Here is a 13970-nt window from a genome sequence, read left to right as displayed (position 1 = left end):
GGGGGACGAGTGGGCGCTGCGCCCCGCACCACCCGGCCCGGGGGGTGCGGGGCGCAGCCGTGTCAGGGAGTGCGAGGCGGGCGGGTGCGGCGCGTGCCGGTTGCTTCGAACGCCGTAGCGAGGCGCAGCAGCGCGGTGTCGTCGTAGGCCCGCCCGGCGAAGGTGAGTCCGACCGGCATGCCGATGTCGCCCATCGTGCCCATCGGCACCGTGACGGTGGGGATGCCCAGGTGCCGGATGACCAGGTTGCCGTTCGCCACCCAGACGCCGTTGCGCCAGGCGAGATCCGCGGATGCGCTGTCGCGATCTGCGTCGGCCGGGCCGACATCGGCCACGGCGGGGAAGACGACCGCGTCCAGGGACAGCTCGTCCATCCACGCCTCGAGGTCCACGCGACGTGTCTCCTCGAGCCCGCGGACGCCGTCGACCAGCTCCGGCATGCCGGCCCAGGTGGCCCCGGGGTTCTCCCGCACCCAGGCGGGGTAGCGCGCGATGTCGTCGTCGAAGCCGGTGTACCGGTGGGGGAGCGCACCCTCGGGGTGCGGGAAGATCGTCGCCCCGTCGACGTCGGCGAGGCTGCCCAGGGCGGGGTCGCCGTTGGCGCGCAGGAACTCCTCCCACGCCCACGCGGAGAGGTCGCCGATCTCGCGGGCCAGGAACGCCGGCGGCACCAGGCCGCGGGTGGAGACGGTGGGCATGCCCGGGCGGTCTCCCTCGTACCTCGAGACCACGGGGAAGTCGACGTCGACGACGGTCGCGCCCGCCGCCTCCAGGTCGCGGCGGGCCGACTCCCACAGCGCCATCACCGAGGGGCGCGTCTCGATCCGCTGTCCCGTCGGGCCGCCGATCCCGCCGTCCTCGGCGGTGCCGGCCTCCGGGTCGGCGTTGACGTACATGCGCGGCACCCCGAGGCGTCGCCCCGCCAGCGCGTCCGCGGCGGCCTCGGCCAACGCCACGTAGGACGCGGGCCGCACCTGGGAGGGGCGCGGGACCGGAACCCACTGCTGGGTGCGCCAGAAATCGCCTCGCGTCTCGTCGTCGTCCGCCACCACGACGTCGAGCACCTCGAGCAGGTCGGCGACGGTGCGGGTGTGCGGGACGACGACGTCCATGGTCGGCACCAGCGGCCAGTTGCCGCGCACCGAGATCACACCGCGCGACGGGGTGTAGGCGCACAGGCCGCTGTTGCTGGCAGGGCCGCGCCCGCTCGACCAGGTCTCCTCGGCGAGCCCGAAGGCGGCGAAGCTCGCCGCCGTGGCGGTGCCCGACCCGTTCGACGACCCGGAGGCGAACGGCGCGGCGAGGTACCCGGCGTTGTAGGGGCTCTCGGCGCGGCCGTACAGGCCGCGCTGCATGCCCCCGTTGGCCATCGGAGGCATGTTGGTCAGCCCGAGGCAGATCGCCCCGCCGGCGCGCAGGCGCTCGACCGCGAACGCGTCGCGCTGGGCGACGAGATCGGCGAAGGCCGGGCTGCCGGCCGCCGCGGTCAGCCCTCTGACCAGGTAGCTGTCCTTCGCGGTGTACGGGATGCCGTCCAGCGGACCGAGCGTCCGCCCGCGCGCGCGACGGGCGTCGGACGCCGCCGCCTCGTCCCGGGCGTGCGGATTGCGCACGACGACCGCGTTGAGCGCCGTGGGGGAGGCCGGCGTGTCGTAGGCGTCGATGCGGGCGAGGTAGGCGTCGACGAGCCCGACGGCCGTCGCCCGACCCGACTCGAGCGCGGCCCGCAGCGTGGCGATGGACGCCTCGACGACGTCGATCACGCGGGCACCTCGATCCGGGGCTGCTGCTGCGTGATGCAGTGGATCCCGCCGCCGCGGGCGAAGAGCTCGCGGGCATCGACCGTCACGACCGCACGGCCCGGGTAGGCCTCCGCGAGGATCGAGCGGGCCCGCGCGTCGGCCCGGGCCTCGCCGAAGCCGCAGGCGACGACCCCGCCGTTCACCACCAGGTGGTTGACGTAGCTCCAGTCGACGAACCCGTCGTCGTCCTCCAGGGTCTCCGGGGCCGGGAGGTCGACGACCTCGAACGATCGACCGGCCGCATCCGTCTGGTCGGTCAGCAGCTCCCGCAGTTCCTTCATGACCGCGTGGTCGGGGTGTCCCGCGTCGGGCTGCGCGTGCAGGAGCAGCCGACCGGGGGAGGGGATCGCCGCGACGATGTCCACGTGCCCCTTCGTGCCGAACTCCTCGTAGTCGCGGGTCAGGCCCCGGGGCAGCCACACGGCGTGCCGGGCGCCGAGGGTGCGCGCCATCTCGGCCTCGACCCGCGGGCGGTCGAGATGCGGGTTGCGCCGGGGATCGAGCTGCACGGTCTCGGTGAGCAGCACGGTGCCCTCCCCGTCGACGTGGATGCCGCCGCCCTCGTTGACCAAGGTCGAGCTGACCACCTCGGCGCCGACGTGCGCGGCGACCGTGTGGGCGATCTCCGCGGAGAGCTGCCACTCGGCCCAGTCGGGCGCGCCCCACCCGTTGAAGACCCAATCCACAGCTCCGAGGACACCGGGACGCGCGTCGTCGACCACGAACGTCGGGCCCACGTCGCGCATCCAGAACTCGTCGAGCGGCGCCTCGACGATCTCGACGTCGGCACCGAGCATCCGCCGCGCCCGTTCGCGCTCGCTCGGGTCGACCACCATCGTGACCGGCTCGAAGGCCGCGATCGCGTGCGCGACCGCGGTCCAGGCGGCGTAGCCGGCCTCGCGCTGCGCGTCCGAGGCGCCCAGCGTGTAACCCTCGCGCGGGAAGGCCATCCAGGTCCGGGCGTGCGGATCCCCCTCGAGGGGCATGCGCCACATGGTCGTTCCTACTTTCTCTGTCGGGGTGGGGTCAGACCGCGGACTGCCGGAGGCGGTCCAGCGCGCCGACGACGGTGGCGAGGACCGCGACCGCCTCGTCGCGGGCGGAGAGGGCGGCCGTCCGGACGGCCGCGAACCTGGTCACCGCGGCGCCGTGGCGGACCACCAGGTCGTCGACGGTGCGCTCCGCGAGGAGCAGCCCGGTGAGCAGCGAGCGGGCGTGCTCGTCGAGCTGCTCGCGCAGCGCCGACTTCGCCGCCAGCGTCCAGGACGAGTCGCCGGGGCGGTCGGCGGCCCTGCCACGGACGGCGGACAGGCCGAGCAGCTCGCAGAGCGCGGAGTGGGCGCGCAGCACCGCGTCGATCGGTGCCTCCGTCCGCTGCACGACCTGCGCGAGGTCGATCGCCTCGGCCCGGCGGTCCAGGGCGGCGACGCCGGTGGCGAGCTGCCACGAGGCGCCGGTGGCGAGGAGCTCCTCCCGCGCGGCCGGTCCGGTCGCGTCGGACCAGGCCGGCCCGGAGGTGCGGTCACCGAGGTCCGCGAGGTCGGTGAGCGGCCCCACCGCGGCGCTCAAGTCCTCCGGGTCCCGGTGGCGGTGCAGCAGGCGGTCGGCCACCCGTTCGGTGACCCGCTGCACCTCCGCCAGCGCGCGTCGTTCGACCGCCGGTGGCAGGTCCTCGTCGAGCAGCGTCCACACCTGGTCGACCGCGAGAACGTGCTCGGCGGCAGCGAAGGCCCGCGCGGCGACCGGGGTGCCGACCCCGTGCCGTTCCTCCAGCCGGTGCAGGAAGCCGGGCCCGACCCGGTTGAGCAGGTCGTTGGCGAGCTGCGTCGCGGTGATCTCGCGCGCCAGCGGGTGACTCGCGATGCGACCGGGCCAGCGCTCCCGCACCGCCCGCGGGAAGTACCGCCCGAGGACGGCGCCGAGCGCGGGGTCGTCGGGGATGTCGCTGTCCAGCAGTTCCGCGCGCACCAGGTTCTTCGAGTAGGCGAGCAGCACCGCGGCCTCGGGGCGGGTGAGTCCGCCTCCGGCGGCACGCAGCCGCTCGATGTCGGCTTCCGACGGCAGGTGCTCGAGGCCGCGGTCGAGGCCGGCCTGCTGCTCGAGGTCGCGGATCAGCGCGGCGTGCCGATCGAGCAGGAACGGAGCCTGGTCCGCGCAGACGGTGAGCGCACGGACCTGGTGGGCGCTGTCGGCGAGCACCGCGGCGGCCACCTCGTCGGTGAGCTCCCGGAGCAGCCCGTCGCGCTCGGCGCCGGTCAGCTCGCCGTCGCGCACCGCCCCGGCCAGCAGGATCTTCAGGTTCACCTCGCGGTCGGAGGTGTCCACCCCGGCCGCGTTGTCGATGAAGTCCGTGTGCAGCCGCAGGCCGGCCCGGGCAGCGGCCACGCGGGCGCGCTGCGTGAGCCCGAGGTTGCCGCCCTCGCCGATGACCCGGCAGCGCAGCGTGCCGGCGGTGACGCGGACCCGGTCGTTGGCCCGGTCGCGGACGTCGGCGTCGGTCTCGTCGTCGGCGCGTACGTAGGTGCCGATACCGCCGTTCCACAGCAGGTCGACCGGCGCCCGGAGGATCGCCTGCACGACCTCGTCCGGGGTGAGCTCGGTCGCCTCGACGTCCAGGCGCCGGCGCGCCTCGGGGGAGAGCGGCACGGTCTTTGCGTCGCGCCGGTGCACGCCGCCGCCGGGGGAGAGGGCGGCGGCGTCGTAATCGGCCCAGGTGGAGGCGGGGAGCGCGGCCAGCCGCCGCCGCTCGGCGAAGGAGACGGCGGGATCGGGATCGGGGTCGAGGAAGACGTGGCGGTGGTCGAAGGCGGCGACCAGGCGCAACCGGTCGGAGAGCAGCATGCCGTTGCCGAAGACGTCCCCGGACATGTCGCCGATCCCGACGGCGGTCACCGCGTCGGAGTCGACGTCCCGTCCCAGCTCGCGCAGGTGGCGACGCACCGAGACCCACGCGCCGCGCGCGGTGATGCCCATGGCCTTGTGGTCGTAGCCGGCCGAGCCGCCCGAGGCGAAGGCGTCGCCGAGCCAGAACCCGCGTTCGACGGCGAGCGCGTTGGCGATGTCGGAGAAGGTCGCCGTCCCCTTGTCGGCCGCGACGACGAGGTACGGGTCGTCCCCGTCGAGCACCACGGTCCGTTCCGGGTGCACGATCCGTCCGTCGACCCGGTTGTCGGTGATGTCGAGCAGGCCCGAGACGAACGAGCGGTAGGCGCGCTCGACCGTCACCTGGGCCGCGGCGCGGTCGGAGCCGCGCAGGTCGTCGCGGACGACGAACGCGCCCTTGGCCCCGGCCGGGACGATGACCGCGTTCTTGACCAGCTGCGCCTTGAGCAGGCCCAGCACCTCGGTGCGGAAGTCATCGGGGCGGTCCGACCAGCGGATGCCGCCGCGAGCGACGGCCCCGCCCCGCAGGTGCAGGCCCTCGACGGTGGGGGAGTGCACGAAGGTCTCCACCCACGGCCGCGGAGCGGGGAGGAAGGACAGCCTCGGGGAGGCGATCTTCAGCGCCAGCTGCGCGGGTGCTCGACCCGTGGGGTGCTGGAAGGCGTTGGTGCGGACGACGGCGTCGAGGACGTCACGCAGACCCCGCAGGATGCGGTCCTCGTCCAGGCTCGTCGTCGCCTCGAGGAGGGCGTCGAGCTCCGCGCCTGCGGCGTCGGCCCCGGCCGGGTCGAGACCGTCAGGGTCGTGGCGGAGGGTGAACCGCCGCAGCAGCACGTGGCAGAAGCGCGGCGCGCCGAGCACCGTCTGCTCGATGTAGCCCCGCGACAGCCCCGTTCCGGCCTGCGCCAGGTAGCGGGCGGCCGCGCGCAGCACGGTCACCTGCAGCAGGGGCAGTCCCTCGGTCACGGTCAGGCGGGCGAGCCCGTCCAGCTCGGTCTCACCCGCCCACGCCGCGGCGAGCGCCTGGTCGAGCGCGGCGAGCGCGGGCCCGTCGGCCACACCCGCGGGCAGCACGAGATCCAGGCGGGTCGCCGCGCCGTCGTCCGGAAGGGACCGGGCGTCGGCGACGCGGACGCCGAGGCGCTCGAAGACCGGGACGACGTCGGCGAGCAGCGGGCGGCTGCGGGGCCACTCGACGACCGCGCCGACGAGCGGCCCGGGGCCGGCGGGAGCGGGCCGCAGCCGGACACGGTCGCGGACCGGCGTGGCGGTCATGCGTGTGCGGCGAACGCGGCGTCGAGCACGTCGAGCGCCTCGGTCAGCAGGTCCTGGCCGATCACCAGCGGCGGCAGGAAGCGCAGCACGTTGCCGTAGGTGCCGGCGGTGAGGACGACGACGCCGTCCGCGTGGCACCGCTTGGCGACGGCGGCGGTGAGCGCCGGGTCGGGCTCGGTGGTGCCCGGCTTCACCAGCTCGACGGCGGTCATGGCGCCGCGGCCGCGGACGTCCCCGATGGCCGGGTGCCGCTCCTGCAGCGCGCGGAGCCGGAGCAGCATCGTGTCGCCGATGGCCCGCGCCGCACCGGCGAGGTCGAGCTCGCGCATCGTCTCGATGGCGGCCAGGGCGGCTGCGCAGGCCAGCGGGTTGCCGCCGTAGGTGCCTCCGAGCCCGCCGGTGTGCACGCTGTCCATCAGCTCGGCGCGGCCCGTGACCGCGGCGAGGGGCAGGCCGCCGGCCATGCCCTTGGCCAGGGTCACCAGGTCGGGGACGACGCCCTCGTGGTCGCTGGCGAACCAGTCGCCGGTGCGGCAGAACCCGGTCTGCACCTCGTCGGCGATGAAGATCGCCCCGGCCTGCCGCGCCCAGTCGGCGACCGCTGGCAGGAAGCCAGGGGCCGGGACCACGAATCCGCCCTCGCCCTGGATCGGCTCGATGAGGACCGCGGCCACGTTCGCCGCGCCCACCTGGGCTTCGATCTGCCGGACGGCGCGGGCCGCCGCCTCGGCGCCGGTCAACCCGGCCGGGTCGCGGAACGGGTAGCTCATCGGCACGCGGTAGATCTCCGGTGCGAAGGGCCCGAACCCGGACTTGTAGGGCATGTTCTTGGCCGTCAGGGCCATCGTGAGGTTGGTGCGGCCGTGGTAGGCGTGGTCGAAGACGACGACGGCCGACCGGCCGGTCGCGACCCGGGCGATCTTCACGGCGTTCTCGACGGCCTCGGAACCCGAGTTGAACAGCGCCGACCGCTTCTCGTGGGTGCCCGGGGTGACACGGGCCAGCTCCTCGCAGACGGCGACATAGCCCTCGTAGGGCGTGACCATGAAGCAGGTGTGCGTGAACGCCGCGACCTGCTCCTGCACGGCGGCGACCACGCGCGGCGCGGCGTTGCCGACATTGACCACCGCGATCCCGGCGCCGAGGTCGACGAGCGAGTTGCCGTCCACGTCCACGACCACACCGCCGCCCGCCCGCTCGACGAACACCGGCAGGGTGGTGCCGACGCCGGCCGAGACGACCGCCGCGCGCCGGGCCATGAGCTCTCGCGAGCGGGGGCCGGGCACCTCGGTGACCAGTCGGCGCTCCTGCACGGGCGCCGACGTCGGGATGAGCAGGTCGGTCACGGAGGCTCCTCGTCCGAAGGGGTGGCTGGCGTGCCTGAGTCTGAGCGGTGACGGCAGGGGCGGGTAAGGTCCGAACTGGCGCTCCGAGCCTCTCCGGATATCCAGTCCGGCACCGGAATGCCACCGTGCCGCCGGGAGGCGACGTGCCGGTCACTGTCACCGATCTCCTCGCGAAGTCCCAGCTCGGCATGAGGCTGCTCACCAGCGGCGCACGAGCCGACCGGCCGCTGTCCTGGGTCCACGTGAGCGAGATGAGCGATCCGGCCCCGTTCCTCGAGGGGGGAGAGCTGCTCCTCACGACCGGCCTGGCCCTGCGCGACGACCAGCCCGCGGGGCCGTACGTGCGCCGCCTGGTGGGCGCCGGTGTCGCCGCTCTGGGATTCGGTACCGGCTTGGGCAACGACGCGGTCGTCCCCCAGCTCGTGCAGGCCGCCGAGGAAGCGGGCCTGCCGCTGCTCGAGGTGCCGCGCGGAACACCGTTCATCGCGATCTCACGGGCGGTGTCCGCTGCCCTGGCGGCCGACGAGTACGCGGCGGTCGCGCGCACCGCCTCCGTCCAGCAGGACCTGATGCGCGCGGCATTGGCACCCGGCGGGACGGCGCCGCTCGTGGCGCGATTGGCCCGCTCGATCGGCGGCTGGGTGCTGCTGCTCGACCCGGTCGGCACCGCGCTCGACGCAGCCCCGGCCAGCGCTGCCCGGCGAGCCGGAGTGCTGCAGGAAGAACTGGACCGGTTGCGCGGCATGCGAGCTCCTGCCAGCGCTGCCCTGAGCGGTCGTGAGGAGACCGTGCTGATCCAGTCGCTCGGCACGAGCACGCGGACCCGGGGGTTCCTGGTGGTGGGCCGACCGGGCACTATGCCGCCTTCCGAGCGGCACGTGGTCAACGCAGCCGCCCTCACGCTGACCCTGCGCATGGAGCAGTCGCGCGGGCTGGACAGCGCGATGGCCGCGCTGCGGGCGGCGCTGCTGCGCCTCTTGCTGGCCGGTGAGGACCGGACCGTGGCAACGGTCGTCGACGAGCTCGGTCAGCAACTGCCCGCCGAGCCCCTCCTGGTCCTCGCCGTCCTCGGTACCAGCGAGCAGCGCGCCGCAGCGGTCGACGTCGCCGCCGACGCCGGGGCGCACACCCGGGCGCCGATGTTCTCGGCCGAGCTCGACGACACCCTCGTCCTGCTCACCTCTGCAGCCACGCCGCTCGCCTCGGAGTTGCGGGTGTTGCCGGCCCGCGTCCACGGTGCGGCGGTCGGAGCCTCCCGGCCGGTGCGCTGGTCCGAGCTGGCCGGTGGTGTCCGGCAGGCGCGGCAAGCGGCCGAGCACGCTCGCGGCCGGTCGGCCGATGTGGTGTCCTTCGACGACCTCGCCGCGCCGGGGCTGTCGGCGGTCCTCGACCCGGCGGCAACCCGAGCCTTCGCCGACTCCCTCCTCGCGCCTCTGGTCGCGGCCGACCGGGCGGGCGCGGGTGACCTCGTCCACTCGCTCCGCGTCTGGCTGGGTCACCACGGGCAGTGGGAGCCGGCGGCCGCCCAACTGGGCATCCACCGGCACACGCTGCGCAAGCGCGTGCAGCGTGCCGGGGAGATGCTCGGCCGGGACCTCGACGAGCCGGGGGTCAGGGCCGAGCTCTGGATCGCCTTGCACCTGCCTCAGGGCGACTAGGGGCGCACGCACGCCCCGCGGAGGGGCACGTCTCCCTCGCCGGCGTCGGACGGCGATCGAGGTGCTCCCGTACGAGGAACCAGCAAGTGCCGCACTGGTGTGCGCTGGTACGGCGTGTGGACGAATCGGCAATTGCCGCTTCCGCGGTGACGTGGCTGGCTTCTCTGTGACCCACGCCGCAGTTCCGTGCGGCTCTGGAAGGGAGCTCGATGTCACTGGACGCCTCGCCGAGCGCGCGCACCGACCTGCGCGCCAAGGGCCTGTCGAAGAACTCCGTCGGCCTGCTGGCCAGCATGGTGCTCGGGATCTCGAGCATCGCCCCGGTCTACGCGCTGACCGCAACCCTGGGTCCGACGGTGACCGAGGTGGGGCTGCAGATGCCGGCGGTCTTCCTCGCCGGGTTCCTGCCGATGCTCCTGGTGGCCTACGCCTACCGCGAGCTCAACCGCGTGGCGCCGGACTGCGGGACGTCCTTCACCTGGACGACCAAGGCCTTCAACCCCTACGTCGGCTGGCTCTGCGGCTGGGGAGCCCTGCTGGCGACGATCATCGTGCTGTCGAACCTCGCCGGCGTGGCCGTGTCGTTCTTCTACCTGCTGCTCGGCGAGGTCACGGGCTCGGAGGCGATCGGCGCCCTCGGCGACGACACGCTGGTCAATGTCACCACCTGCGTCGGCTTCGTGGCGATCGCGACCTGGATCACCTATCGCGGCGTCGAGACCACCAAGCGCCTGCAGTACCTGCTCGTCGGCTTCCAGATGGCGGTGCTCGCGCTGTTCGCCGTGCTGGCGCTGGCGAAGTCCGGCTCGGCACCCGGCGGCATCTCCTTCGGGTGGTCCTGGCTCGACCCGACGGCGATCTCCTCGTTCAGCGCGTTCACCGCCGGCCTGTCGCTCTCGCTGTTCATCTACTGGGGTTGGGACACCTGCCTCACGGTGAACGAGGAGACCGCAGGCACCTCGCGCACGCCGGGACGTGCGGCGCTCCTCACCATGCTGGTCATCATCATCACGTACGTCGGCGTGGCGATCGCCGTCCAGATGTACGCCGGCGTGGGCACCGAAGGAACCGGGCTGGGTAACCCGGACACCGGCGACAACGTCTTCGCGGCCCTGGCGGGGCCGGTGCTGGGCTCTGGCCTGGCCTTCCTGCTGTTCCTGGCGGTCGTGGCGAGCTCCGCGTCCTCGCTGCAGACCACCTTCCTGCCGACGACGCGGACCATGCTCGCCATGGCCGCGTACGGGGCGCTGCCCGCACGGCTCGCCGAGGTGCACCCGCGGCACAAGGTCCCGTCGGCCGCCACGCTCGTCGCCGGGGCGGGGACCGCCCTGTTCTACGTCGGCATCACGCTGATCAGCGAGAACGTGCTCATCGACACCATCTACGCGCTCGGCCTGATGATCTGCTTCTACTACGGGCTGACCGCCTACGCCTGCGTCTGGTACTTCCGGCGCGAGCTGCGCAGCAGCGTCCGGAGCCTCCTGTTCAAGGGCGTCCTGCCGCTCGCCGGCGCTCTGATGCTGACCGCGGTCTTCGTGCAGACCGCCGTGGACACCCTCGACCCGGCCTACGGCAGCGGCTCGTCGGTCTTCGGCGTCGGCAGCGTGTTCGTCATCGGCATCGGCCTCCTGGCCGCCGGGGTCGTGCTGATGCTCGCCTGGCAGCGGCGCCACCCGGAGTTCTTCCGCGGCGAGACCTTGGCCAGCGACACCCCCGCGCTCGTCCTGGACGAGCGGGCGCCATGACCCCTCACACCACCGGCCGGCCGGCCGCGGAACGGATCGGCGACGGACGTCCATGGCGTGGCCAGGGCCGGTGACTCGGTCCGGCGGGCGGCGCGGCGCCGCGCCGTCCGCCGGGGCCCGAGGCCGGATGTGCTGACCGGGCAGGTCGGTCACTGAGCCAGGGCTGAACGGGTGGTGCTTCAGCCGCGCCTCGAGCACCGGTCAAGCCCGGTGGTCAGCGGTCAGCAGGAGTCGACATGATCGAGACACGTGAACGGCGCCGTCGTTCTGCTGAGCTGGGCGGACAAGCATTTGAGCTGGCCAGAGCGTGGAGCGGGTGACCGGGATCGAACCGGCATGGCCAGCTGCGGGACTTCCGTGCCGCCGTCGCCGCCGCCGAGCTCACCAGTCGCTACGCCGCCGTCGCGGCGGGCAGGACCGGAAGGGACGCCGGACCGCTGTTGGTCGCCGGGCTCGCCTGGCAACTTGCCGGTCGCGCCAGCATGGTGTTCCACGACGGACGCCGAGGAGCGCCTGGTGACCCGGGAAGCGTCGTCGCGTTGTCGCAGGCGCTCGTCCGCGCCCTGCGCAACGAGTTCGGCGCGCCGGCCGACGTAGGCGGGCAGCACGACCAGAAGACGTCCGCGGACGTGGCAGCTGCGGTCCAGGATGTCGCGAGCCACATTCCGGTCCTCGCCGACCGGCTCACCCTGGCGGTCGAACACTGGTCACGAACTGGCCAGCTCTTTGCGAACGCCCGAGACCTGCCACGGATGGAGGCCATGCCTGAGGACCGCATCCAGGCGGTGATCGCCGGAAGACACGTGCGCGCCAGCGGCGACGACCTTCACCGTCTGCGGCAGGTCGTCGGTCGGGCTGCTGACCTGTCGACAGGACTGGCCGATGGGCAGTCCCGCGCCGCAGGGACAGGGCCAGTGGCGCAACGGCACCGAACCGACCGGCGCGACCGGGAAGCGAAGATGCCGGGCGATGTCGAGCGTCTGCTCAGTCGTGCCCACGCCGTCGCTCGCGACAGCGAGGGGATGCGGCTGCTCCACGCGCCACGACAGATCCCACCGTCCCGATAGCCGTTCCTTGCCGAGACACCGGCGCCGCGATGAGACGACCGAACCACGGGGATGTTGTAGTTGGCGGTTCCCCTCGCGCTCATCTATCGCGAGGCCACGCGCTACGGCCACTCCTCCTTGAACGCCTCGTCGTCTCGATAGATGAGTCCGACGTCGTAAACCCAAAGAAGCCGAACGACCTCGTCACAGGGTCTGCCGGGGAGTAGGACGGCGATGCGGTCGTCTGGGCCAAGCTGATCGAGCGAGCGGTAGTACATGGCCTGACCCATGCCATGCGCCACCATGACGTCGTCGCGGTGGTTTGCCTTCGCCTCGATGATGACCTGTCGCTCGGGGTCGTACAGGTCCGCCTCACGTCCGTTCTTGAACAGATGCTTGCGTACGTCTCTGCGGCCCAACCAGGCGACGTAGTCGTTGACCAGGTCATGTTCCAGCTCGCGCTCAAGCTCTGCACGCTCCTCGATGCTGAGCGTTGGGTCCGCAAGCACGGCCTCAACATTCTTGAGCAACATCCAGTTGCGACGGACCACGCGTAGCCGGTTGCCCTTCAGGTACTTGTGCATTGCCCAGTAGACGTCGCAGTGGCGGTACCGGCCGTTGAGCGCCAGGAAGCACTCATGGATTGACCGGCTAGGTTTGTGCCCGGGATTCGGCCAGCCCAGAGACCACACCGCCTCCGCCACTCCGCGAAGGGCGTCCGGCGGAACCGGCACCGGATCGTTCGCCTGGCCTGCGCGACGGAAGTGGTCCCGCTCGTAAACGATGGCACCAGTCCACTCAAGGTCGAGCTCAGCGGTGAGGAACGCGTCTTGGACTGCTGCGCGATCGCGGTCGAGCTCCAGGTTGAGCTTCATGAACCGCCCTGGGTTGCTTGGAGGCTCCTGACCTTGGAAACGAGGATGGAGCCATGGGGAACGAAGGCACGCCTGGGAAGCCGACGACGCGTCGCTACTCGCCAGAGGAGAAGGCCCGGGCGGTTCGGCTGGTGCGGCAGCTGCGCAAGGAGCTGGGCACCACGCACGGGACGGTTCGGCGGGTCGCCGATCAGATCGGCTGCGGGGTGGAGTCGCTGCGGACCTGGGTCAAGCAGTCCGACATCGATGACGGCGTCGAGCCGGGGGTGACGACGGTCGAGGCCACGCGGATCCGGGAGCTCGAGCAGGAGAACCGTGAGCTGCGCCGGGCCAACGATCTGTTGAAGCGGGCCTCGGCTTTCTTCGCGGCGGAACTCGACCGCCCATCGAGGTGATCGTCGCGTTCGTCGACGAGAACCGGAACGAGTTCGGAGTCGAGTTCATCTGCAGGTACCTGCAGGTGGCTCCGAGCAGCTACTACGCCGCGAAGAAGCGGCAGACCGCGCCGTCTGCGCGGGCCGTGCGGGACGTGCTGATGATGCAGGTCCTGCTGGCGTTGTGGACCGCGAACCGGAAGGTCTACGGAGCGCACAAGCTCTGGAAGGCCGCCCGGCGCGCTGGTCACGACATCGGCCGCGACCAGGTTGCCCGGCTGATGCGTGAGCTGGGCATCGAAGGGGTGTCCCGGCTGCGCAAGAAGGTCTTCACCACCCGGCCGGACCCGGATGCCTCGCGGGCGCCGGACCTGGTGAATCGGCAGTTCACCGCCGACCGGCCCGACGCGCTGTGGGTCACCGATCTGACCTACGTCCCGACCCGGTCGGGGATGGCGTACGTGTGCTTCATCGTCGACGCGTTCAGCCGGCGGATCGTCGGCTGGCGGGTGGCGGCGAACATGAAGACCGAGATGGTCCTCGACGCACTTGAGATGGCCAGAGCCTCCCGCGGAGGGCGCCGGTTGGTCGGGCTGGTGACACATTCGGATGCGGGGTCGCAGTTCACCGCCGTGCGGTTCACCGAGCGGCTCGAGGAGATCGGCGCGCGGCCCTCGATCGGGACGGTCGCGGACTCCTACGACAACGCCCTGGCCGAGACGACCAACGGCCTCTACAAGACCGAGTGCGTCCACGGACCCGACGCCACCGGCTGGGACGACGTCGACGAGCTCGAACTCGCGACGCTGTCCTGGGTGCACTGGTTCAACGAGAGCCGGCTCCACGGGCACTGCCAGAACGTCCCGCCCGCGGAGTACGAAGCAGCGTTCTACGCTGCCCAACGGACCGACCCCGCCGGGGTGGGAATCCAATAGAACGAGCCTCCATCAGACCCAGGGCGGTTCA

Annotated in this window: 9 protein-coding genes and 1 other annotated feature; of the genes, 4 read left to right on the top strand and 5 right to left on the bottom strand. The window is 72.5% G+C overall.

Annotation, left to right across the window (positions count from 1 at the left end; genetic code table 11):
• Window positions 1-62 precede the first annotated feature (62 nt).
• Genes QOZ88_RS05085 through gabT form a run of 4 tightly spaced genes read right to left on the bottom strand, consistent with a single transcriptional unit; the run spans window position 63 to window position 7306 of the window.
• The gene (locus QOZ88_RS05085) at window positions 63-1763 is read right to left on the bottom strand and encodes an amidase (protein ID WP_305998711.1); all 1701 of its coding nucleotides are present in this window, start codon (window positions 1761-1763) and stop codon (window positions 63-65) included.
• A complete protein-coding gene (locus QOZ88_RS05080; protein WP_305998710.1) occupies window positions 1760-2788 on the bottom strand; it encodes an agmatine deiminase family protein in 1029 nt (342 codons plus the stop codon). The genes QOZ88_RS05085 and QOZ88_RS05080 overlap by 4 nt, the downstream gene beginning before the upstream one ends.
• Before the next feature lie 40 nt (window positions 2789-2828).
• Entirely contained in the window at window positions 2829-5960 is a 3132-nt protein-coding gene (locus tag QOZ88_RS05075; RefSeq protein ID WP_305998709.1) for an NAD-glutamate dehydrogenase domain-containing protein, read from the bottom strand.
• Entirely contained in the window at window positions 5957-7306 is a 1350-nt protein-coding gene (gene gabT / locus QOZ88_RS05070) for a 4-aminobutyrate--2-oxoglutarate transaminase (protein ID WP_305998708.1), read from the bottom strand. Before gabT ends, QOZ88_RS05075 begins: the two co-directional genes overlap by 4 nt.
• Window positions 7307-7449: 143 nt before the next feature.
• Here gabT and QOZ88_RS05065 point away from each other — a divergent pair, with 143 nt between their 5' ends.
• The 3 genes from QOZ88_RS05065 to QOZ88_RS05055 all read left to right on the top strand — a co-directional run bounded on the left by QOZ88_RS05065 (window position 7450) and on the right by QOZ88_RS05055 (window position 11776).
• On the top strand, window positions 7450-8964 hold the full coding sequence (locus QOZ88_RS05065; protein ID WP_305998707.1) for a PucR family transcriptional regulator: 1515 nt from the start codon (window positions 7450-7452) through the stop codon (window positions 8962-8964).
• A gap of 209 nt (window positions 8965-9173) precedes the next feature.
• Window positions 9174-10709 (top strand): APC family permease, encoded by a 1536-nt coding sequence (locus tag QOZ88_RS05060; RefSeq protein WP_305998706.1) that lies wholly within the window; start codon window positions 9174-9176, stop codon window positions 10707-10709.
• A gap of 440 nt (window positions 10710-11149) precedes the next feature.
• Window positions 11150-11776, top strand: coding sequence for a hypothetical protein (locus tag QOZ88_RS05055; RefSeq protein ID WP_305998705.1), 627 nt, complete (start codon window positions 11150-11152; stop codon window positions 11774-11776).
• A 101-nt stretch (window positions 11777-11877) separates the two neighbouring features.
• Here QOZ88_RS05055 and QOZ88_RS05050 read toward each other — a convergent pair whose 3' ends face one another.
• The gene (locus tag QOZ88_RS05050; protein WP_305998704.1) at window positions 11878-12630 is read right to left on the bottom strand and encodes a hypothetical protein; all 753 of its coding nucleotides are present in this window, start codon (window positions 12628-12630) and stop codon (window positions 11878-11880) included.
• Between the two features lie 53 nt (window positions 12631-12683).
• On the opposite strand from QOZ88_RS05050, the gene QOZ88_RS05045 reads away from it, so the two are divergent.
• Window positions 12684-13939, top strand: a protein-coding gene (locus QOZ88_RS05045; protein ID WP_305998703.1) for an IS3 family transposase whose coding sequence is annotated in 2 segments (ribosomal slippage) — window positions 12684-12987 and window positions 12987-13939 — 1257 coding nt in all. Because the reading frame shifts where the segments join, the coding sequence is not laid out codon by codon here.
• Window positions 12986-13099, top strand: a sequence feature (AL1L pseudoknot). (Overlaps the previous gene by 114 nt.)
• Window positions 13940-13970: the final 31 nt, after the last annotated feature.

This window comes from Blastococcus carthaginiensis (assembly GCF_030731085.1).
Lineage (GTDB): Bacteria > Actinomycetota > Actinomycetes > Mycobacteriales > Geodermatophilaceae > Blastococcus > Blastococcus carthaginiensis.
This window is presented reverse-complemented; position numbering and strand designations above follow the sequence as displayed.

Bases quoted from the DNA above. Each gene is read 5' to 3' on its own strand.
- QOZ88_RS05080 (WP_305998710.1), bottom strand. From the start codon at position 2,788: ATGCCCCTCGAGGGGGATCCGCACGCCCGGACCTGGATGGCCTTCCCG.
- QOZ88_RS05075 (WP_305998709.1), bottom strand. From the start codon at position 5,960: ATGACCGCCACGCCGGTCCGCGACCGTGTCCGGCTGCGGCCCGCTCCC.
- QOZ88_RS05050 (WP_305998704.1), bottom strand. From the start codon at position 12,630: ATGAAGCTCAACCTGGAGCTCGACCGCGATCGCGCAGCAGTCCAAGAC.
- QOZ88_RS05060 (WP_305998706.1), top strand. From the start codon at position 9,174: ATGTCACTGGACGCCTCGCCGAGCGCGCGCACCGACCTGCGCGCCAAG.